A 20722-nucleotide genomic window follows, 5' to 3' on the forward strand; every position below is an offset into this window, starting at 1 on the left:
CGATTTTTGCCCGGTTTTTCTTATACCCGGTCGGAAAATTAAAAAATTAGGCACTGTTTAAATTCAATGTTGATTTTGCTCTTCTGTTGATTAGATAGCCCATGGAAAGCGAGCACCTGAAGCGAAATGGAGCGGACAAGTTTAACAAAGCCTATTAAAAATAGCGCTCGACGATGTAATTTTTTTGTAAATAATTTCTGAAAGGTTTTTAAGTACTGACAGTAATGCATTATAATAATTACTATTGAGTAATTTTCTGAAAAAAAGAGATAAAACTATTATTGTTCCGGAAAATGGGGTGAGGACGACGGGGAATCACAGACTCTTTGCGTCCATAACGATTGGGTTGCAGGTCATTGTATTGAAAATTGCTGATATGACAAATATTTCTGTTGTTGAGGATGTCAGCGCCGATGTGACGATTGGTGCCGATATTTACAATCACAGGATGATCGCTTTTCGGACGGTGGATCAGGCATGTCAGGCATTGGCGGGATTTGTGCAAATAATGAAGGATTATGGAGTGAAGGAATATCGTGCAGTGGCGGCGAGTTCTGTCCAGGAGGCGATGAACGCCGAATATGTCAAGGAACAGATCCGCATTAAGACAGGCCTTAATCTGGAGTGGCTCGCCAATGCCGAAGAACGATATCTTCATAATCAGGCGGTATCTTATAAAACCAAGGGTTTTGGCAAATTAATAGAAGAGGGTACGATGCTGATCGATATTGGATCGGGCAGTATGCAGCTGACCGTGTATGACGGCGGACATTTTGTTTTTTCAAGAAATATAAAACTGGGGCCGCTCCGAATCCGTGAAATGCTGGGTGATCTGGAGAACCATAAGGGAAATTACGTCGATATTATGGAAGATTATATTATGAGTAAAATCGACGGCTATCATCAGTTTGCGCCGAAAAACATCAGATACGAACATTGCGTTCTTGTCGGAACCGATTTGCTGGCGTTTAAACACGCTTTCATGAAATCAAGCAGTGATACCATTAACCGGGACCGCTTTGATGAACTCTACGGACATATTTTGGATATCCCGGTTCAGGTTCTGGCCAGACAGTACGGCGTACCCTATGACTCGGCAAGCCAGCTGCTCCCTTCAGCGATGATTCTGAAGATTATGCTCGAAATGACAGGTGCCAAAAGAATTCTACTTTCAGAGGCAGACCTTGCTGACGGGTTGCTGATTCATGACGAGCTCGATCACCACAAAAGAAGGATCGATCATTCATTCATTGAAGATATCATCATATCCGCGCGCAATATTGCGGAGCGCTATAACTGTGACCCGCGTCATATCAGCATTGTCGAGAACTATTCGCTTCATCTTTTCGACAGGCTTCGGCCACTGCACGGGCTGGACAAGCGGAGCCGGCTCCTTCTTCAGCTGGCCGCGATTCTGCAGGACTCCGGGAGCTATATTGATATGAATGCCCATTATATCCATTCATACTACATTATTCAATCATCGGAGATTATGGGCATCTCGGACAGCGAGCGGGATATTATCGCGAATATTGCTCGTTATCACAGTGCGGAGACACCGACGAGCGATTCAGCGGCATTCGAATCACTGCCTCAGGCCAGTCGCCTGATTGTTGCAAAATTATCAGCTATTCTTCGGATTGCCGACGCGCTGGATGACAGCCGCCAGCACAAGATAAAAAAAATTACCGTTTCACTGAGGCACGATCAGGTTGTTATCACCGCTAAGGCGGATGACGACCTGTCTCTTGAACGGCTGACTTTTGAGGAAAAAGCGGCTTATTTTGAAGAGGTATTTGGTTTAAAGCCGATATTACGAGGATAAGGTGAGTCAATTATGGAGGATTTTGGGAAAAAAGAATACTTCTATAATCGTGAATTAAGCTGGCTAAAGTTTAATGAGCGTGTTCTTGAAGAAGCGCGCGACAAGGACAATCCGCTTCTTGAGCGTGTCAAATTTCTGTCGATTACTGCCAGCAATCTGGATGAGTTTTTTATGGTGCGAGTGGCCTCCCTCAGCGATATGGTCAAGGTCGGCTACGAAAAGGCTGATCCTGCCGGGCTGAGACCGAGTCAGCAGCTGGCTCAGATCAGCGGTGCGGCCCATCAGATGATCAGCCAGCAGTATACCACATACAATCGTATTTTGAAAAAGCTGCTGAAAGAGCATAAAATCCGCATTTTTGAGCTCACTGAGCTGACACAGAAACAACTTGATTTTGTCGACCATTACTTCAGCCGCGAAGTTTATCCGGTGCTGACACCAATGGCCGTGGATTCCTCAAGGCCCTTTCCGCTGATTCTGAATAAAAGTATTAATATTGCCGCCCTCATCCACAAAAACGGCAGTGATCCGAAACAGCCGGAATTTGTGACTGTCCAGGTTCCCAATGTATTGCCACGTGTCGTTAAGGTTCCTTCACATGAGGGACAGACGGGCTTTGTTCTTCTGGAAAATATCATCCGTCGGCATCTGAAAACACTGTTTGTCGGCTATAAAATTGACGAAACCTCCTGCTACCGGGTCATGCGCGATATGGATCTTGAAGTGGATGAAGAGGATACGGAAGATCTGCTGAAAGAAATTGAGAAACAGCTCCGGCTGCGCGAGCGTGGCAATGTCATTCATCTCGATGTTGAAGCAGGAATCAGTGCGCGGCTGATCGAAAAACTGACGAAAAGGCTGGCAGTCAGCCCGGATAATGTCTATAACGTCAACGGTCCTATTGATCTGACGTTCCTTTCAAAACTGGTCGGAATGCTCGACGAATCGGAGGCTCTCCTTTTTCCCCCGCATCATCCCTTTGTTCATTATGAACTTATGGAGCATTCGATTTTTGATACGATTCGTGAAAAGGATGTTTTTCTCCACCATCCTTTTGACTCGTTTGACTCGGTTATTGAGCTTGTCAGGCAGGCCTCCGTCGATAAGAACGTCCTGGCGATCAAGATGACACTATACCGGGTTTCAGGAAATTCACCGATTATACGCTACCTGGAACGTGCTGCGGAAAATGGCAAGCAGGTCACTGTTCTTGTTGAGCTCAAGGCGAGGTTCGACGAAGAGAATAATATCAACTGGGCCCAAAAGCTGGAAAAAACAGGCTGCCACGTTATTTTCGGTCTAGTCGGTCTGAAAACGCACTGCAAAATGATGCTTGTCGTCCGGAGGGAATCAACCGGCATTAAGCGCTACATGCATTTTGGTACCGGAAATTATAATGATATAACGGCTAAATTTTACACAGACATGGGACTTCTGACAAGTAACGAACAGATGGGCATTGACGCTTCCAACGTCTTCAATATGCTCTCCGGCTATTCGGAACCCCCTTATTTTCATAAGCTAGTCATGGCGCCTCTCTGGCTGCGGGGCACGATGCTCAACTTGATCCGAGACGAAATCGCTCAGGCAAAAGCGGGGCGTCCGGCATTTATTTATGCGAAAATGAACGCTCTGTCGGATGAGGAAATGATTCGCGCATTGTATGAAGCATCCGCAGCGGGTGTGCGTATTAAACTGCTTGTGCGGGGCATTTGCTGCCTGCGTACCGGAATCCCAGGAGTCAGCGACAATATTGAGGTACATTCCATTGTGGGACGTTACCTGGAGCACAGCAGAATTTATATGTTTGGAAATGGTGGAGAAACGAAAATTTTCCTCGCCAGTGCGGATATGATGACACGGAATCTGAACAGGCGCGTTGAGCTGATGTTTCCCGTTGAGGATGAGCAGATTCAGTCAACGATAACGGACGTCTTCAACCTTCTGATGAATGATAATGTGAAAACTCGGGTGATGGGAACGGATGGGCATTATTTCAAACGTGACCGCCGGGGAAAAGTCCCAGTGAATGCGCAGGAGTATTTTGCCAGACTGGCCGAACAGCGGGCCATCAGCCGGCAAAAATTAATTCAGGAAAAAAGGACGTTTACTCCTGTTCTCGGGCATGAAGATCAGCCGGAAGGCGCTGAAAAGTAACACAGTATTTGTCCAGTCGTCTGGGACAGACGGACAAGAGGGCATTTCTCTCATTCCGAACTTTGCGGCGGAAACCGGGGAATGCCTTTTTCCTGTTTGCGGATCTGCTCCGGATCGAGACCTCAGGAGGGAATAACGAAAGTAAACCGCGATCGAACGATAGAATGAGTCTGAAAATTCGGGGATTTTTTTGAAAAAATTTTTTCCATAAAAAAGATTTCATCATATCACTGTATGCCATACAGAGTGATATACCTCACAATGCTTGAATTACCTCTCTTTTTCTGTCCGATCCGTGCGTTGATGCGGCAGATGATGTGTCCTATGATGAGAAAGTCAACACCAAAAGTATGAATAAAACTGCTTGTGATTCACAATATATTGTGGTAAATTATTAACCATAAACTATATATAGTGTTGAAAAGGCCGACGATCTGATGGAGCATCGAATCGTCGGACAGCAGTTTATATAGAATTAAACTTGGACAGGAGGGCCGCCGATGCTGATTTTATATGAAAGCATGACTGGGAATGTCAAACGTTTTTTGAGTAAAACCGGGCTGACTTATCAGCCGATCAGCAGTCTGGATCAGGCGGATCGCCCCTTTATATTAGTGACGAATACGATCGGTTTCGGCGACGCTCCGGACAGCGTCAAACAATTTTTAGCCAGAAGCGGACGTTTTCTCAGAGCCGTGGCGGCGAGCGGGAATCGTAACTGGGGAAGAAATTTCGCCCATGCGGCCGATGTTATTGCTGCAACATACCATGTTCCAATCTTGTACAAATTCGAACTTGGGGGAACAGTTTCTGATGTAATAAATTTCCGGGAAAGGGTGAGTGCATTTGCTGAACGAAGCGATCAAGCCAAAGTCCTACGTTGAACTGAACAACGAAGTACTGACACGTGGAGAGGACGGGTTTTACCAGCTGGAGAAGGACCAGGAGGCCATTCAAGCCTATATGGAGGAAGTCCGGGAGAAAACGGTCCATTTTGACAGTATACTGGACAGGCTCCATTATCTTGTAGATAATAATTTTTACTATGATGTATTCGCTGAATATGATGAAGCGGCGGTTGAATCCCTGCATCGGTCGGCGGCCGATTATCAATTTGAATTCAAGTCTTACATGGCCGTAAGTAAGTTTTATCGTGACTATGCGATGCGGACCAACGACAAATCACAGTATCTGGAGAGTTACGATGAGCGTGTTTCAATCGTCTCTCTGTTTCTCGCGAGAGGCGATTTCGACCGGGCTGTCCGGTTTATGCGCGCGATGATGGAGCAGCGTTATCAGCCGGCAACTCCGACATTTCTGAATGCCGGGAAGGCAAGACGCGGCGAAATGGTTTCCTGTTTCCTGATCGAAGCGGATGATTCGCTAAATTCAATCAACTATATCGAAAGCACGTCTCAGCAGCTGTCTAAAATCGGCGGCGGTGTCGCACTCAACCTTTCGAAAATCCGCGCGCGTGGTGAAGCGATCAAGGGAGTAGAAGGGGTGGCCAAGGGCGTGGTTCCGGTTGCCCGGAAACTCCAGCTCGGCTTTTCCTACGCGGATCAGCTCGGCCAGCGCCCAGGTGCCGGTGCGGCATATCTGAACATTTTCCACTGGGACGCGCCTGAATTTCTGGACACGAAGAAGGAAAATGCGGATGAAGATATCCGTCTGTCGACACTTTCGATCGGCCTGATTGTTCCAGGTAAATTTTTCGAACTTGCTGAGGCCGGGAAGTCTTTCTGCATGTTTGCCCCTTATACGGTGTACAAAGCGTATGGCACACATCTGGACGATATGGATATGGATAAAATGTATGATGAACTGGTTGCCAATCCCGCAGTTAAAAAGAAAAGTGCGGATGCCCGCGAGTTTCTCAATCTGATCGCGCAGATGCAGATGCAGTCCGGTTATCCTTACATTTTTTATAAGGACAATGCGAACAAAAATCATCCGCTGCACAAGCTTGGAGACATTAAGATGTCTAATCTCTGCACGGAAATCTTCCAGATGCAAGAAACCTCAACCATCAACGATTACGATGTGCCGGATGAAATACGCCGTGATGTTTCCTGTATTCTTGGATCCCTGAACATTGTCAACGTGATGGAAAGCGGCAAAGTCCGTGATTCCGTCCATAATGGCATCGAAGCACTGACCGAAGTCAGTGATATGACACATATTGCGAATGCACCGGGAGTTCGTCTCGCCAATTCTGAACTTCATTCTGTCGGGCTGGGCGCGATGAACCTGAACGGGTACCTTGCGAAAAATCAGATCGCTTACGAATCTACGGAAGCAAGAGATTTCGCACGTACCTTCTTCTCAATGGTTAATTTCTATTCGATTGAAAAATCGATGCTGATTGCCAAGGAAAGAGGAACAACATTCAAGGGATTTGATCAGACCGATTACGCTGACGGCTCTTATTTTGCGAAGTATGAAAAAGAATATTTCGGACCGAAAACTGAACGAGGCACGGAACTGTTTGAAGGTATCTATATTCCAACGATTCAGGACTGGACGGAGCTGAAAGAGAAAGTTCAGAAATACGGCCTGTTCAATGCTTATCGGCTGGCCGTTGCGCCGACACAGTCAATTAGCTATGTTCAGAACGCGACCAGCTCGGTGATGCCGGTAGTTAATGTGATTGAGCGCCGCAAATATGGAAACAGCGAAACGATTTATCCGATGCCTTTCCTGTCGCCTCAGTCGATGTGGTATTATAAATCTGCTTATCAGACAAACCAGTTCCGTGTGATCGATATGATCTCGGAAATCCAGCAACATGTGGATCAGGGTATTTCAACGATTCTTTACGTCGACAGCATGACAAGCACACGCCAGCTGGCGAGGCTCTATGTCTACGCCCACAAAATGGGATTAAAATCGCTGTACTACACAAGAACTCAGCTGCTTTCCCCAGAAGAATGCACAGCCTGCGCAGTCTGAACCGAAATAAAAAGATAGGTCCGGTGCAAATCATCAGCTAGTTGAAGGACGGTTGTAAAATGAAAGCTATTAACTGGAATAACAGCGACAATCAGATCGCTAAAATATATTGGAAACAGAATATCAATCAGTTCTGGACAGAAGAGGCATTTAAGGTGTCACGCGACCTCTCCGACTGGGGGGCGATGACGGATGACGAGCAGACGACTTATGTCGAGGTCCTGTCCGGACTGACGGGGCTTGACCGTGAGCAGGGCGACAATGGGATGCCGCTGATTTCAATTCATCACGACAACATGCATGAACAGGCTGTTTTCGCCTGGATGGGCATGATGGAACATGTCCACGCAAAATCCTATTCCCATATTTTTTCAACGCTGATTCCATCATCAAAGACGAACTATTATCTTGGGGAATGGGTCGATGATCAGCCGGAACTGCAGGAAAAATACCGGTTGATTTCCAACTGGTACAATCAGCTGTACGACAAACGGGAAAATGTCACGCCGTTCAAGCGATATATGGCTATGACGGCATCGGTATTTCTCGAAAGTTTTTCATTCTACAGCGGCTTTTTCTATCCGGTTTTTCTTTCAGGACAGGGTCATATGATTGCCAGCGGCGAAATTATCCGCAAGATCATTCAGGACGAATCGATTCACGGCAGTTTCACGGGTATGGTCGCACAGAGACTATACCGTGAAGACCTTACGGAGCAGGAGAGAAAGACGGCCGATCAGGAACTCTACGCGCTGCTTGATCGCCTGCTGGAAGTTGAGAAACGATATACTTCCAAAATCTATACCAAGATCGGCCTTGTCAAAGAGGTTAATGATTATGTGCTTTACAATGCCAACAGGGCGCTTCAGAATCTCGGGCGCGAAGACAAGTATGAGCATGATCCCGTCAGCCAGGTCGTGCTGAACGGTATTGATACGGGAACCATTAATCACGATTTCTTTTCAACTAAGGGCGACTATGTTGTTCCACTGAATATTGAGCCGCTGACTGATGAAGACTTTAAGTTTGATAATGTCTGATTGGCTGTGCTGAAAGAGCGGGTCAGTCTGATGAACGAGATCCGCTAAAGATTCAAACAAGTACATTCACATTCGAATATGAAATCATGACAAAACTGATCTGATTATTTTAAAACACCGTTGAACGTGATCCATCAACGGTGTTTTTGCGTGCATAGTGAATAATGAGGGCGGGAAACAGGCCAGGATCAACGGATCGATTATGATTCGTTATCACTTATCGGCGGCAAAAGGCTTCTGAATCCGCAGTTGGGGCATGTCACTTCACGCTTACCCTGCATATGAAAGGAACCCATAAACGTCGAAACAGATACTTTAAACGCACATCCACAGACCGGGCACTCAAAATGCGATATTTTTGCGCGCCGAGCGACAAGCAGCAGGACAACGGACGCAAGGATAAGTGTGATGATTGGCACGACTTGAGCGATCATTTTTATTCCCCCATTCCTACAGAATTCGGGATCAAGGACCGGGACGTTAGCGAACTGCTGGATTCCTTTCGAGGACTCTCTATTTCTCAATAAACGTATCCGAAACGATTAATCCACTTCTTTAAGTATGGTTTCAATACGCGTTAATCGGTCGTTTACATCCTGTATTTGTTTTTGCTGCAGAGCCGCGTTCTCTTTATCCAGTTTCAGGCGTTCTTCCGCACGACGTTCCATTCGATGAACGGTACGTACGACAAAGAGAATCAAGAGAATAAAAATCAACACCGGGACAAGAGGGAGAAATAATGATAGAAACATCATACTGACAGCACCTTTCTTCCTTTTTTAATACATTACAATGAATCGATCGTTACTCCTTTCTTCGCTTAATCATCAGATTGATTGCCGTTTGAGCGATGAATTGATCATTCAGTGGAATGCTGAAAGAATTAAGTTCGTAGTATTTCATCGCTTTGCCGCTTTCTGAAAGTTCCAGATGACCCTGAACGAGTCCCGCACCCTCCAGCTTGCGTAAATGCATGTAAAGCAGCGGCCGGCTGATGCCAAGCTCTCTGGCAAGCTCACTCACGTATTGCTTTTTTCCGTAAAGGATGGCGATGATTTTAAGCCGATACGGATTTGATAACGCCTCCAGGACCGTTAACAGTTCGTCACTAGTAATTGTCTCTTTCATATGTAATAATTATATTACACATGAAATAAAATAACAATAGACATACCCGTTCTGTATTGATGATGCGGAGTAGACGGACATGGTGCAATAAGCCTTGTTTTTTACTGATTCGGAAATATTCTTTCTATGTGTATCTTTCAAACTGACTGAAAATGAGTTGCGGTTCGAATCATTTATTGGTATAAATGACTTATACGGCTACATGATTGTGTATTCGATGAGAAAGGGGGTTCTGCCGTGGTTCCCAATTTCATAAAAAAGGGTCTGGTTGCTCTTGTCGCCATACTGACCTTCGGCACAGTGATTCCGGTTTTTCCGGCTCACTATGTCGATAAACAAAGCGATAAGGAGAGCATCCAGAAGGAAAAGAGCCATGAAGCGGCCCTGGGTCCTTATGGAGGCCTTACAGCGGTTGAGGATCGATCGGATACAGCGGTCCTCTGGGGAAAACAGATCGATGCGGATGCCCCGAAAGCGAAACTAATCGATGCTTTTTCATCCTATGCGCTGCTTGAAGCGGAGCAGCAAGGATTTTATAAATTCGGATCTCGTGTCTCAAAGAAAATCGGTGATCAGTACGCCCATGAAATTGCCCCCTCATTTGCTTTGGCCATTGAAAAAGTCAGTAATGGCCGTGACGAGAACTGGATTCGCAATCTGGCGGTGACACACTCGCCTTCATCCGGATTTGGTGAGCGGATTATGCACGTCTATCTGACGGATACGGGAAAAGAAGTCCTCAAATTGCATGTCCGTCGGGATCATCCGCCTAAGGACGGGTATTGGTTTGACTTCCACTACCACACCGCGCTGGACGGATTTCAGAAACATCATGAATTGAAAAAAATATACTGGGGCAAAAATATGCCGCCCAAATGGCAGGCATAAATTAAAGAAAAAAAAGCGGGGAATCATCTCCGCTTTTTTTTACATCCGGTCCCACTGGGTTACTTCAGGTTGGATCAACCGGATCAAATCCAAGTCCGGCTACAGTCTGAGCGATCACACGGTAGCCGATCGGATTGGGATGGGTGTGATCCAGACTTAGTAAAAAAGGTTCATGTCCCTTAAAAGCGTGATAAACATCCGCAACCCGAACAGACGGAAAACGCTCCAGGCTGATAAGGGATTGATTATAATATTCGAGCCACTTAACGGACTCAGGTATCTCAAACATGGGATTATACAAATTGAGGACACGGATCAGCATGGGTTCTTGGACATCTTTGTGCAGGCCGACCATCGTCTCAATAATCCGTTCCATGTTTTGGAGGCACATCTGGATTGCTCCAGTAACCATTTCGCTGTTTCCGGTTCTCAGCCAGCTTTTGCCCGCATGAAGCAGGTCATTCCCTCCGCCGGTCAGTGTGATAAAACTTGCGTCGTGGACGGCTTGTGCTACATCTGGGTGCCGGAGGCTCTCCAGAATGGCATCCGTCGTTGCCCCGTTTTTGGCAAAAACAAGCTTACTGATCGGCCGTTTAAAATGGTACTCAAGAATGTTATGATAATATTTGACAAAATTAGGCTGGAAAAAAGTTGATCCGATCCCGACAGTCAGTGAGTCACCGATTGCTACATAAAGAGGATTTCCATTCAAATGAATCATCTCCAGACTCTGAGATGTCTCATAACAGTTTATTCAAAGACCGGCTGACGTGTCCCCATATATTTCCTTATTTAGGCGGATAAAAAACTAGGCAAGCCTGGTCCCTTGTTCATTAGAGTAAATCCTAAACTTAGCTGTGACTCAGGCAAAGAAACATGGATTTCGAAATGGTGATGTAGCGAAAAGATACAGCTTTTTAGCTTTGGCTGGTAAAGTCTCAAATTCGGCTGGTAAATTCACGGTTGCGGCTGGTAAAGTACCGAATCCGGCTGGTAAATTTGCATTACGGCAGGTAAAGTACAGGATTCCTTTTAGGCCCCCTTATTCCTTTGTACACGAAATCAGTTGGCAAGGTAAACTGAGACTAAGAGATTTGTCCCAAGGGAGGCGGAGGGATCCGTAAGCCTCTTCGTTCGTTTCCCTCACTGCGATGCCAGAAAGCTCGCTCTTTCCCATCTGAATCAGAACGCATTGTTCCACAGGTTTTGACCCTATGTCCATGCGCAAAAAACGCGCCCTCAGGAATTAAGTATCCTAAGGGCGCTGTTTTTATATAGACTAAATGAATCGTTCACGTAATTTTTAATTGCCGATGAATTCCTGAGTCCAGTAGCTTCCATAAGAGCCACCGGAAACGTAACCGACACCGATTGTTGTGAAGCTGGCGTTCAGAATGTTGGCGCGGTGTCCCGGGCTGTTCATCCATCCCTGAACGACTTCTTCAGGTGTTTTCTGGCCAGCGGCGATATTCTCGCCGGCTGATCTGAAGCTGATACCATACTTCTTCATCATGTCGAACGGAGAACCATATGTCGGTGACTGGTGATCAAAGTAATTTTTATCACGCATATCCGCCGATTTGTCGCGCGCCATTTTTGATAGTGTCGCATTATCTGATTTCAGCGGCTTAAGACCCGCTTTTGTGCGCTCCTGATTGGTGAGATCGACAACTTTCTTCTCAAAAGCACTCATCTGGCTGCTTGAAGATGGTTTCGCAGACGAACCTGAGTTATTGTTTGCAGCAGGCTTTTTAGGTTGCGCCTGCTGCGCAGGTTTCTGAGACTGACCTGGTTTGCACGGCGACGGCTGAGCAGACACCTGCTTACCATTGGACTGTCCGGGAACGGACTGAGTAATAGAGTTTGGAAGCTGAGAAAGATCCAACTTGACACCAAGACGGTCAAGGGCAGCCTTTACATCTGGGCTCTGACTATCTTTCAATTTCCAAGGATCAAGTAAACCGTTGAAAGCGACAGTGACAGGTTTGGCCTCCGGTTTGGCAGCTGCGTCAGCATGCCCTCCGGAGATGAGTGGGAGCGCAAGCGCTCCGGCAAGTGTTAAAGCAAGAATTTTTTTAATCATATGTGTAACTCCCTCCTTGGTCATAGGTTTCGAGATTATGAGACTTTCGGAGGGGTTCAAATGGAATTGCATGATGTTACCAGATTTCTGGAAAGGTTAACCTGCGAGTGTTGGATGTTGTCTTTATTTCCCGGGTAATCGTTGTTTTTACCGGCCAGAGATGATGAAATTCTAAGAAAAACCAGGCAAGTCCGGTCTCTAGTCATTGACCCTGTATTATTAAGGTGATGATCAACGCTTTGGCTCTTCGCTTGCCGCGAGTGATCCGTGAGCCTCCTCGCTCGCTGTCCCGCAGGCGTCTCGCACCTCCGCTTTGAATTTCATCCAGGGCCCTGTTTTATTGGCCAGATTTATACTTCCTGATCTTTAAATTTAAAAAAAGCACCGCCCTGATTTCAGGAACGATACCTTTTTGATGTTGTTACGATAAAGAATTGACTGAACAGATAGTGAATCTTCGATAAAAAGGATCCTGTGCACAACGTCGAGGTCATAGCACTCTGTGGGAGCCCGTCCTGTGGAATGTCAGTAATTATCCATCCTGGCCATCGCAATTATGCTTCTGGCTGTATTTGAAGGACTGCCATTCGACAAGTTTTCTTTTTTGAGGCGTTTACTGAGGAAATTGCTGTTGTGCATACTGGCTGAACTGCTGGTGTGTCTGCTGGATTTTTTGAGGGTCCTGGGATTCCAGTTTGTACCATCCCTTGTTGAACATCAGGTTGAATAAATCGCGCTGATGATCACAGGATGCATCAAAAACGGTTTTAATGTCCTGATACAGGGTATGGTGACTTGCTTCTTGAAGGGCATGAACATAGGATATGCCCAGATACTTTTCTGTCAGAAGAAGGTCGTTCAGATAGTCACGGTCGTTCATCTGAGGTGTTTTCGGAACCTGTGTTTCTGTGTTCTGGATCGTCGTTGCCTGAGCAGGCTGCTTTGTCATCATTGCGCCATCCCTCCTGCCGTTGCTGTCGTCTGAACATGCTTTCCGAGATGATTGAGGATACTCTGATAGTTACGGATGTGGATCTGACACGTCCGGTTCATCGCCTGAATGACATCCTGATCCTGACACAGCGATGCGTAAGCATGTGCTTTTTTGATGACTTCCAGATTCCATGACAGCATGTCTTCAATGTAGAGAAAATCTTTTGTAGATAGAATTTCCGGCGGCTGAGCAAAATTCATCGGAGACTGCCCGCCCTGCTGTTGCATATTCATGTGTGATTCACACTCCTGTATTTTTGTGGTGACGGTGCTCCTTTGTATTATGTCCGTGTCCAGGAAAATCATTTGATAAGGAGGGAAATTGAACAATGTTTCATAAAAAATGCATATGTTTTTGTCGTAATGAAACATTGAGTATAATGATGAAGGAAGATCTAAAAAATAAGGTGGGGGTGCTATTGCTGACGGTGTATTGTTATCCGACTTGCGGTACGTGTAGAAAAGCGAAAAAATGGCTGAATGACAGGAAAATTCCATATCAGGAAATCCAAATTGCCGATAATCCGCCGTCAAAAGAAGAGATCAAAAATTTCCAGCAGAAAAGCGGACTTCCGCTAAAGAAATTTTTCAATACAAGTGGCAGCCATTATCGTGATCAGAATATTAAATCTAAAATGAAAGATGAGCCTGAAGAAAAATGGTTGGACTGGCTTTCGAATGACGGTATGTTGCTTAAACGTCCGATTATTACCGATCAGGAGAAAGTGACAGTAGGATTCAAAGAAGACACATTTGAAGAAATTTGGGGAATTTCCGCCGGAACGAAAAAATAATCTTTATTCCAGTCTATTTACGATATAATGAAAAGAGCATGGTGACAGAAGCGGTGGAAGTACCGCACAGTTGAAACGGAGGCCAAACAAACAATGAGCGTACCGAAAGATTTGCTGTATTCGAAAGATCATGAATGGGTCAAGAAGGAAGCTGACGGAAAGATCAAAGTAGGCATTACGGAATTTGCCCAGAAAGAATTGGGAGATATCGTTTTTGTTGAACTTCCGGAAACAGGCAGTGAAATTAATGTTGGGGATTCATTCGGCAGCGTGGAATCTGTCAAAACGGTTTCCGAACTTTACGCACCGGTTTCCGGCACAGTCGCCGAAATCAATGACGCCCTTGAAGATTCCCCGGAATTTGTCAACGAATCCCCTTATGAAAAGGCCTGGATGATTGAACTGGAAAATGTCGACAGCAATGGCTTGGAATCTTTGCTCGATGCGGATGCCTATGAAAAACTGATTGGCGCGGATGCCTGAACGAACTCGCGGCTTAAACCTCTGCAAATTTGTCAATGGTAAATTAATCATGTAAATTAACAGCCCTTGTCATCTTTTTGTTACCATAATGTTTCTTCCTTTCGGGAGGGGAAGCGTGGTATAAAGGATACAAGGGCATTCGTTTTTATTCGACAAAAAAAGATGTACCGACTTTAATAAAATTTTTGACAATATTTATGTAGCCCGATTGGACATGTTATGGTAATGACATGCTAAATTTACCAGACTAAAGCGAGAGGTGGAACCGTGATGAGCGCCAGCCAGCTTGCATTGAGCGGTACATACAGTATGCCGCTGGAAACCAACATTTTTAAAGTTCAGCAGGGCGATGAATCCCTGAGGAACAGAATCATCGAATCCTACCAACCTTTTATCAAGAAGGTTGTTTCTAAAGTATGCAATCGATTTATTGACCAGACGATGGACGAGTTCAGTGTCGGTCTGGTGGCTTTCAATGAAGCAATCAACCAGTACCAGAAGGGACAGGGCAGTAAATTCCTGACCTTCGCGGATATGGTGATTCGCCGCAGAATCATTGATTTCATCCGTAAGGAATCCAGACAGGTGCGCAATATCTATTTGAATCAGGTCAAACCGGATGATGAAAACGGAATGGAAGAGAGTTACGTGGAGCAGCAGGCGGCAATTGATTACTATGAGGAAAAGTGCCGAATCGATGAACGGAAGGAACAGATCGACGGCTACAGGAGTCTGCTGCTTGAATACGGGATTACTTTTGACGTATTGAGCAAACATTGCCCGAAACACGCCGATGCTCGTGAGAATGCGAAAATTTCTGCGAAAAAATTAGTGGAGCATAAAGAACTTGTCTCATTTCTTAAGAAAAAAAGACAGTTGCCGATAAAAGATTTGCTTCAATTTGTCTCATGCAGCCGCAAAACCATTGAAAGGAATCGAAAGTATATAATAGCGCTGGCATTGATTTATATCGGTGGATTCAGTGCACTGAAGTCGTATATTGAACCAGAGACCGAGCTGGTTCACTGACGCAGGGAAGGTGGGGAAGAAAACTGAACAATCGGGGAGTTCTAGTGTCCAGGCATGGACGCCGTGCGATCATCCTGACCAATGAAGGTGACTTTCAATCGGTCAGACTCAGACGTTCGGCAAAACTGTCGATCGGGCAAACCGTTCACTCAGAGCACCTTTCCCAGTTTCGGACTGTCAGGAGATTTTTACTTGCGCCGGTTATGGCAATCGGATTATCTGCTCTCTGCCTTGCGCCTCTGTCACAGAGTGCGATTGCGCCCGGAAGATCTGTTGCGGCGTATGTTAATTTTGATCTTGGACCGAGCATTGAAGCGGGCGTGGGGAAAGATTTCCGCATTATTTCTGTTCGCCCCATGGGCAAAGAGGCAAGCGAGATCGTCCCTGATCCATCCTCTTTCAATGGTATGACATTCAAGGAATTCAGCAGCGCACTGATTCACCGGATGAATCAGTGCGGGAAGCTTAGCCGCGGCTCTCATTTCCTGATATCCACAGCATTCACAAACCTGGTACCCGGGTACCAAAGGTTATCTTTTAGTGACGCTCTGTTTCACGCATTCACGAGCAGTTCATCAAGACTGCTCAATGAAGGCGGCATTGCGTCTCAGTGGATCCGCTCAACGATGTATGATCGTGCCATGGCCCAAAAGAAAGGTATTTCCACGGGTAAATACTTCCTTTATCTGCAGGCGAATGCTCGGGGCAGCGGGCTGACACTCAGCAAGGTGAAAAAACTTTCGGTTTCCGCAATTGAAGAGGCGACCCCGGCTTTAACCGTGCCATGGCGTACGATTATGAATGAGATTTCTCCAAATCGGAATCATCAATCGTTAATTGAAGGAGCTTCCTTTAACATTCGGAACAGCTCTCCTCTATTTCAGGATCCGTTTCAAAATTTGAAACAAAGCCGTTCGGATAATCGGAGCAGTTATCTTTTTCCAAAGGGAGCTTCGTTTCAAATGACAGCTGCTGAGCGGCGTGAAGCCTGACTCGGCATAGGTGAATAAAAGCGGCCTGAGCGAAGTTTATTGTTCAGGTCGCTTTTGCAATGAGTCGGCCGATCTTTTAGAGAGAATGGAAGGTTTGACGTTGCATTGATAGGAGAATGTCTGTCCTGAGAGAGTGCCCGTACGCCATTATTGATTCTCGTGCTTGGGATGATTTCGTCGCCCGGTGTGTCCGTTAAATCGGAATTTTACCTTTATTTTGTCTGTTTCCTGCTTCCGAAAAATGGATTGACAAGCCTAATACACAATGATAGATTAAGTGTACGCGAATTGAATAGTGAATGACTCTTATCCAGAGAGGCGGAGGGACTGGCCCGATGATGCCCGGCAACCCCCGGTTTTCTTTATGAAAACACGGGAAGGTGCTAATTCCTGCGGACGCTTTGGCGCCCGACAGATGAGAGAGGTGAGTCCGCCCCTTTCTCATTCAAAGGGGTTTTTTGCTGTTCCAAGAAATGCGGGAAGGGGGCGGAAAACGAGGGATCTGCGCAATTTGGGCAGATCAGTTCAAAATCCGGAAATAAACGTTTCAATGACCCACTAAAAACAGAGGAATACATATTTTTAGCCGGTCAGGTTTTTTTGAAAGTGAGGCATGAGGTTTTGATTCAGTTAACGCATGCGAGAAAAATTTATCAAACAAGTACCGGACCTGTTGAAGCGTTAAGCGATGTCAGTCTGAAGGTCGAGCGGGGAGAAATTTTCGGAGTGATCGGTTATAGCGGGGCGGGAAAAAGCACCTTGATCCGGCTGATTAATTTACTGGAAAAACCGACATCCGGGAACATTGAAGTGGATGGACGTGTCTTGTCCGACCTGTCTGAAAAAGAATTACGCGGCGCGCGCAAGCAGATTGGGATGATTTTTCAGCATTTTAATCTGCTCTGGTCACGGACTGTGGCCGAGAATATTGCTTTTCCTCTCGAGTTGTCAGGATTGTCGCGGGAGAAAAAGAGACAGCGTGTGGATGAATTGATTCGAATGGTCGGGTTGGAAGGACGGGCGTCTTCTTATCCGGCGCAGCTCAGTGGGGGTCAGAAACAGCGTGTCGGAATTGCACGCGCTTTGGCTACCAATCCCAAAGTGCTGCTTTGTGACGAAGCCACTTCTGCGCTTGATCCGAAAACAACTGATTCAATCCTTCAGTTATTGAAGGAAATCAATCAATCTCTGGGGATTACGATTGTGCTAATTACACACGAAATGCATGTGATTCGGAAAATATGCAGCAGGGTGGCTGTCCTGGATCATGGCACAATTGTTGAAGAGGGCCGTTCAGAAGATGTGTTTGCGAATCCGCAACAGCCGATCACTCGTGAATTTGTTGGACGGACGGTTGCTTCAGCAAAAGATTCCGAGCGTGTACAACGTTTTCGTAAAGCTTTCCCGGACGGGAAAATTGTCCGGATCCGTTTCGATGGTTCAACCAGCCAGGAATCTGCACTTGATACTCTATTCCACGATCAGGCGATCCACGCCAGTATCATTGAAAGTGAATTTTCACCGACTGAAATAGGTAGCAAGGGAACCTTGATTTTACTTATCGACGGGTCAGAGGATGATATTCATGCAGCGCTTCAGAGCCTTGAAACGAAAAAAGTAAAGGCGGAGGTGCTGCCATCGTGACCGGTATTTTTCCAAATGTCGATTGGTCCGACATGCTTCTTGCAACCGGGCAGACACTGTATATGACGCTGATTTCCGGTATTTTCACCTTTATTTTAGGGCTTGTCCTTGGGTTGCTGCTTTTTCTTACAGCGGAAGGCGGGCTTTATGAAAAAAAATGGGTTTACAGGCTGACGTCATCATTCGTCAATGTATTTCGCTCGATACCTTTCATTATCTTGATTGTTTTATTGATTCCTCTGACACTCTTAATTATGAGGACAATGATCGGCGCTTCGGCTGCTCTTCCATCCATTATTATTGGGGCTGCTCCGTTTTATGGACGTCTGGTGGAGATCGGCCTGCGGGAAGTGGACAAGGGCGTAATCGAAGCATCCGAGGCGATGGGTGCCAGCAGGTGGCAGATTATTTATAAAGTCCTGCTGCCGGAATCCTGGCCATCAATGATCTCGGGTATGACGGTCACCTTAATCGCGTTGATCGGAAATACTGCCATGGCGGGCGTCATAGGCGCGGGAGGCCTCGGCTCAGTTGCTTATAATGAGGGCTTTGAGGCAAATAACAATGATGTTACGTTTGTTGCAACAATTATCATTCTTGTGATCGTTTTTATTATTCAGTTTGTCGGCGACCGGATTACCCGGTTGGTGGATAAAAGATAGAAAATGTCCTACAGATGGAATCCTAAAGTCAAACATTAACAATTGGGGGAAAATGCACATGAAGAAAATCCTTATCTTTTCATTAGTTCTGTCTCTGATCCTGGTTCTAGCAGCATGCGGCAAGGGGAGCGCGAATTCGGCCAATGGCCAGACTACACTGGTTGTCGGCGCTTCGGCAGTTCCGCACGCTGAAATCCTGAAAGAAGCAGCACCACTGTTAAAGAAAAAAGGTATTAATTTGAAGGTTAAAGTATTCAACGATTATGTCCTGCCTAATCAGGCGCTGGCTTCCAAACAGCTTGACGCGAACTATTTTCAGCACATTCCGTTTCTTGATCTTTATAACAAGCAGCACCACACAGATCTTGTCAGCGCAGGAAAAATCCATATTGAGCCATTCGGGATCTACTCGAAAAAGTATAAAAACGTCAGTGATATAAAAGATGGGGCAACCGTTCAGATCAGCAATAACAAGTCGGAACAGGGAAGAATTCTGCTCCTTTTGCAGTCAAAAGGGCTGGTTAAAATCAAACCGGGCGTTGACGGAGTTTCCGCTACTTTAAATGATATTGATAACTTCAAACATCTGAAATTCCTGCAGCCGATCGACCCGGCTTTGCTTCCTAAGGCTTATCTGAATAATTCGGCGGATCTCTTTGCGATTAATACCAATTTTGCCCTTCAGGCTAATCTGGACCCTGGGAAGGATGCGCTGATTCTCGAAGGCGCATCGTCACCGTATGCCAACATCATTGCTGTCCGTAAGGGTGATGAGAACAAAAAGGCGATCAAGGAGCTTGTCGATGTGCTCCACTCCAAGACAATCCAGGATTTTATCAATAAGAAATATAAAGGGGCTGTACTGCCGGTTTCCGAATAAATCCGGCATATGCATTCCCATTACCTATAAAAAATCCGTTTCCTAAAGTAATGCAGGAAACGGATTTTTGCTTTTATATAGAGAGATAATAAGAAGAAACGCCTTCAGAATGGCTGTTCAAAATACCAAAAGATGCTTCTTTTCCTTTTCCACTTTGCCTGAATCAGCGTTATAATGAGAAACAATAGCGATACATGATTTTTTTCTTTTCTGTATTGTTTATGTGGGTTTCTTCAGTTGATATCCTTTTACATCTGATATAAGATTGTAATGAGAATAGATTGAGAATGCATTTCAATGCGAAAAAAATCGTGAAGGATATGTCTGGAGAGTAGATAAGCTCTTTGAATGTCCTGTCAGATAGATTATTGGAGGTAATGAGATGACAGTACCAGAACTGAAAATACAAGATCTTCACGTCTCCGTAGAAGGCAAATCAATCGTGAAGGGCTTTGATCTGGATATCAAAGGCGGCGAAATTCACGCCCTAATGGGCCCCAATGGCACCGGAAAATCGACGGTTGCATCGGCAATCATGGGCCATCCGAAGTATGAAGTCACCGCGGGAAGTGTGTCGCTGGATGGAGAAAATCTTCTGGATATGGCGGTTGACGAGCGGGCGCGTGCCGGCATGTTCCTGGCGATGCAGTACCCGAGCGAAGTCAGCGGTGTCACTAATGCCGATTTTTTGAGAACGGCGATCAATGGCAGGCGGGGAGAGGGCAATGAGATACCATTGATGAAATTCATTAAAACCCTCGATAAAAAGATGGATCTGCTTGAAATGGATCAGGCTTTCGCCGAACGCTATGTTAATGAAGGCTTTTCAGGCGGTGAAAAAAAACGCAATGAGATCCTTCAGTTGATGATGCTTGAGCCGAAGTTCGCGATCCTTGATGAGATCGACTCAGGACTTGATATTGATGCCCTTAAATGGGTAGCTAAGGGTGTTAATTCCATGCGCTCGGAAAATTTCGGATGTCTGATTATCACTCATTATCAGCGCCTTCTCAATTACATTAAACCGGATAAAGTCCATGTCATGATGAACGGACACATTGTCAAGACCGGCGGACCTGAACTGGCTCTCCGCCTTGAAGAGGAAGGGTACGACGGGATGAAGGCTGAACTGGGCATCAAAGATGACGAACCGGTTGAAGCCTGATTAATCG

Annotated in this window: 21 protein-coding genes and 1 riboswitch; of the genes, 14 read left to right on the top strand and 7 right to left on the bottom strand. The window is 45.8% G+C overall.

Translation table 11 applies throughout. From position 1 onward, the window contains the following. Positions 1–361: 361 nt before the first annotated feature. The 5 genes from E4665_RS12560 to nrdF all read left to right on the top strand — a co-directional run bounded on the left by E4665_RS12560 (position 362) and on the right by nrdF (position 7974). The gene (locus E4665_RS12560; RefSeq protein WP_241654848.1) at positions 362–1825 is read left to right on the top strand and encodes a Ppx/GppA phosphatase family protein; all 1464 of its coding nucleotides are present in this window, start codon (positions 362–364) and stop codon (positions 1823–1825) included. Positions 1826–1837: 12 nt separating this feature from the next. Then, positions 1838–3982 (top strand): RNA degradosome polyphosphate kinase, encoded by a 2145-nt coding sequence (locus tag E4665_RS12565; RefSeq protein WP_135349143.1) that lies wholly within the window; start codon positions 1838–1840, stop codon positions 3980–3982. Positions 3983–4482: 500 nt separating this feature from the next. Then, positions 4483–4866, top strand: coding sequence for a class Ib ribonucleoside-diphosphate reductase assembly flavoprotein NrdI (nrdI, locus tag E4665_RS12570; protein WP_135349144.1), 384 nt, complete (start codon positions 4483–4485; stop codon positions 4864–4866). Further along, the gene (gene nrdE / locus E4665_RS12575; RefSeq protein ID WP_135349145.1) at positions 4823–6934 is read left to right on the top strand and encodes a class 1b ribonucleoside-diphosphate reductase subunit alpha; all 2112 of its coding nucleotides are present in this window, start codon (positions 4823–4825) and stop codon (positions 6932–6934) included. Before nrdI ends, nrdE begins: the two co-directional genes overlap by 44 nt. 59 nt (positions 6935–6993) lie before the next feature. Beyond that, a complete protein-coding gene (gene nrdF / locus E4665_RS12580) occupies positions 6994–7974 on the top strand; it encodes a class 1b ribonucleoside-diphosphate reductase subunit beta (RefSeq protein ID WP_135349146.1) in 981 nt (326 codons plus the stop codon). Between the two features lie 200 nt (positions 7975–8174). Here the strand turns inward: nrdF and E4665_RS12585 are convergent, their stop codons facing one another. The 3 genes from E4665_RS12585 to E4665_RS12595 form a co-directional block, all read right to left on the bottom strand. Next, positions 8175–8408 (bottom strand): hypothetical protein, encoded by a 234-nt coding sequence (locus E4665_RS12585; RefSeq protein ID WP_135349147.1) that lies wholly within the window; start codon positions 8406–8408, stop codon positions 8175–8177. A 108-nt stretch (positions 8409–8516) separates the two neighbouring features. After that, positions 8517–8729 (bottom strand): hypothetical protein, encoded by a 213-nt coding sequence (locus E4665_RS12590; RefSeq protein ID WP_135349148.1) that lies wholly within the window; start codon positions 8727–8729, stop codon positions 8517–8519. A gap of 49 nt (positions 8730–8778) precedes the next feature. Beyond that, the gene (locus E4665_RS12595; RefSeq protein WP_135349149.1) at positions 8779–9102 is read right to left on the bottom strand and encodes an ArsR/SmtB family transcription factor; all 324 of its coding nucleotides are present in this window, start codon (positions 9100–9102) and stop codon (positions 8779–8781) included. A gap of 237 nt (positions 9103–9339) precedes the next feature. Between E4665_RS12595 and E4665_RS12600 the strand changes: the two genes are divergently transcribed. Then, positions 9340–9990 carry a YpjP family protein gene (locus tag E4665_RS12600; protein WP_135349150.1) on the top strand — a complete coding sequence of 217 codons (651 nt, stop codon included), beginning with the start codon at positions 9340–9342 and terminating at the stop codon, positions 9988–9990. Positions 9991–10054: 64 nt separating this feature from the next. On the opposite strand, the gene E4665_RS12605 is transcribed toward E4665_RS12600, so the two are convergent. The 4 genes from E4665_RS12605 to E4665_RS12620 all read right to left on the bottom strand — a co-directional run bounded on the left by E4665_RS12605 (position 10055) and on the right by E4665_RS12620 (position 13300). Then, positions 10055–10702, bottom strand: coding sequence for a GDSL-type esterase/lipase family protein (locus E4665_RS12605; RefSeq protein ID WP_241654849.1), 648 nt, complete (start codon positions 10700–10702; stop codon positions 10055–10057). A gap of 591 nt (positions 10703–11293) precedes the next feature. Beyond that, complete coding sequence (locus E4665_RS12610) at positions 11294–12070, bottom strand: CAP domain-containing protein (protein WP_241654851.1); 777 nt, start codon at positions 12068–12070, stop codon at positions 11294–11296. A 616-nt stretch (positions 12071–12686) separates the two neighbouring features. Next, the gene (locus E4665_RS12615; RefSeq protein ID WP_422067260.1) at positions 12687–13025 is read right to left on the bottom strand and encodes a spore coat protein; all 339 of its coding nucleotides are present in this window, start codon (positions 13023–13025) and stop codon (positions 12687–12689) included. Continuing rightward, positions 13022–13300 carry a hypothetical protein gene (locus tag E4665_RS12620; RefSeq protein ID WP_135349153.1) on the bottom strand — a complete coding sequence of 93 codons (279 nt, stop codon included), beginning with the start codon at positions 13298–13300 and terminating at the stop codon, positions 13022–13024. The genes E4665_RS12615 and E4665_RS12620 overlap by 4 nt, the downstream gene beginning before the upstream one ends. 149 nt (positions 13301–13449) lie before the next feature. Between E4665_RS12620 and E4665_RS12625 the strand changes: the two genes are divergently transcribed. The 8 genes from E4665_RS12625 (at position 13450) to sufC (ending at position 20715) form a co-directional block, all read left to right on the top strand. After that, positions 13450–13860, top strand: coding sequence for an arsenate reductase family protein (locus E4665_RS12625; protein WP_135349154.1), 411 nt, complete (start codon positions 13450–13452; stop codon positions 13858–13860). 93 nt (positions 13861–13953) lie between these two features. Next, the gene (gcvH, locus tag E4665_RS12630) at positions 13954–14343 is read left to right on the top strand and encodes a glycine cleavage system protein GcvH (protein WP_135349155.1); all 390 of its coding nucleotides are present in this window, start codon (positions 13954–13956) and stop codon (positions 14341–14343) included. 270 nt (positions 14344–14613) lie between these two features. Next, positions 14614–15372 (top strand): RNA polymerase sigma-I factor, encoded by a 759-nt coding sequence (gene sigI, locus E4665_RS12635; RefSeq protein WP_135349156.1) that lies wholly within the window; start codon positions 14614–14616, stop codon positions 15370–15372. Between the two features lie 23 nt (positions 15373–15395). Continuing rightward, positions 15396–16364 carry an anti-sigma factor domain-containing protein gene (locus tag E4665_RS12640; RefSeq protein WP_422067261.1) on the top strand — a complete coding sequence of 323 codons (969 nt, stop codon included), beginning with the start codon at positions 15396–15398 and terminating at the stop codon, positions 16362–16364. A gap of 303 nt (positions 16365–16667) precedes the next feature. After that, a riboswitch (SAM riboswitch) is annotated at positions 16668–16786 on the top strand. A 199-nt stretch (positions 16787–16985) separates the two neighbouring features. Continuing rightward, positions 16986–18008: a methionine ABC transporter ATP-binding protein gene (locus E4665_RS12645; protein WP_135349158.1), complete on the top strand. Its 1023-nt coding sequence runs from the start codon at positions 16986–16988 to the stop codon at positions 18006–18008. Then, the gene (locus tag E4665_RS12650) at positions 18002–18670 is read left to right on the top strand and encodes a methionine ABC transporter permease (RefSeq protein ID WP_277752225.1); all 669 of its coding nucleotides are present in this window, start codon (positions 18002–18004) and stop codon (positions 18668–18670) included. The genes E4665_RS12645 and E4665_RS12650 overlap by 7 nt, the downstream gene beginning before the upstream one ends. Before the next feature lie 58 nt (positions 18671–18728). Further along, positions 18729–19550, top strand: a complete 822-nt coding sequence (locus tag E4665_RS12655) for a MetQ/NlpA family ABC transporter substrate-binding protein (protein ID WP_135349160.1) — start codon at positions 18729–18731, stop codon at positions 19548–19550. Positions 19551–19932: 382 nt separating this feature from the next. Further along, positions 19933–20715: a Fe-S cluster assembly ATPase SufC gene (gene sufC / locus E4665_RS12660; RefSeq protein ID WP_135349161.1), complete on the top strand. Its 783-nt coding sequence runs from the start codon at positions 19933–19935 to the stop codon at positions 20713–20715. The last annotated feature ends 7 nt before the right edge of the window (positions 20716–20722 follow it).

Origin of the sequence: Sporolactobacillus shoreae (assembly GCF_004684935.1) — a bacterium.
Taxonomy (GTDB): domain Bacteria; phylum Bacillota; class Bacilli; order Bacillales; family Sporolactobacillaceae; genus Sporolactobacillus; species Sporolactobacillus shoreae.

Excerpts from the sequence above, each read along its gene's own strand:
- E4665_RS12565 (WP_135349143.1), top strand. The coding sequence starts at position 1,838 with ATGGAGGATTTTGGGAAAAAAGAATACTTCTATAATCGTGAATTAAGC.
- nrdI (WP_135349144.1), top strand. The coding sequence starts at position 4,483 with ATGCTGATTTTATATGAAAGCATGACTGGGAATGTCAAACGTTTTTTG.
- nrdF (WP_135349146.1), top strand. The coding sequence starts at position 6,994 with ATGAAAGCTATTAACTGGAATAACAGCGACAATCAGATCGCTAAAATA.
- E4665_RS12585 (WP_135349147.1), bottom strand. The coding sequence starts at position 8,408 with ATGATCGCTCAAGTCGTGCCAATCATCACACTTATCCTTGCGTCCGTT.
- E4665_RS12590 (WP_135349148.1), bottom strand. The coding sequence starts at position 8,729 with ATGATGTTTCTATCATTATTTCTCCCTCTTGTCCCGGTGTTGATTTTT.
- E4665_RS12595 (WP_135349149.1), bottom strand. The coding sequence starts at position 9,102 with ATGAAAGAGACAATTACTAGTGACGAACTGTTAACGGTCCTGGAGGCG.
- E4665_RS12615 (WP_422067260.1), bottom strand. The coding sequence starts at position 13,025 with ATGATGACAAAGCAGCCTGCTCAGGCAACGACGATCCAGAACACAGAA.
- E4665_RS12620 (WP_135349153.1), bottom strand. The coding sequence starts at position 13,300 with ATGAATATGCAACAGCAGGGCGGGCAGTCTCCGATGAATTTTGCTCAG.
- E4665_RS12625 (WP_135349154.1), top strand. The coding sequence starts at position 13,450 with ATGAAGGAAGATCTAAAAAATAAGGTGGGGGTGCTATTGCTGACGGTG.
- gcvH (WP_135349155.1), top strand. The coding sequence starts at position 13,954 with ATGAGCGTACCGAAAGATTTGCTGTATTCGAAAGATCATGAATGGGTC.
- sigI (WP_135349156.1), top strand. The coding sequence starts at position 14,614 with ATGAGCGCCAGCCAGCTTGCATTGAGCGGTACATACAGTATGCCGCTG.
- E4665_RS12655 (WP_135349160.1), top strand. The coding sequence starts at position 18,729 with ATGAAGAAAATCCTTATCTTTTCATTAGTTCTGTCTCTGATCCTGGTT.
- sufC (WP_135349161.1), top strand. The coding sequence starts at position 19,933 with ATGACAGTACCAGAACTGAAAATACAAGATCTTCACGTCTCCGTAGAA.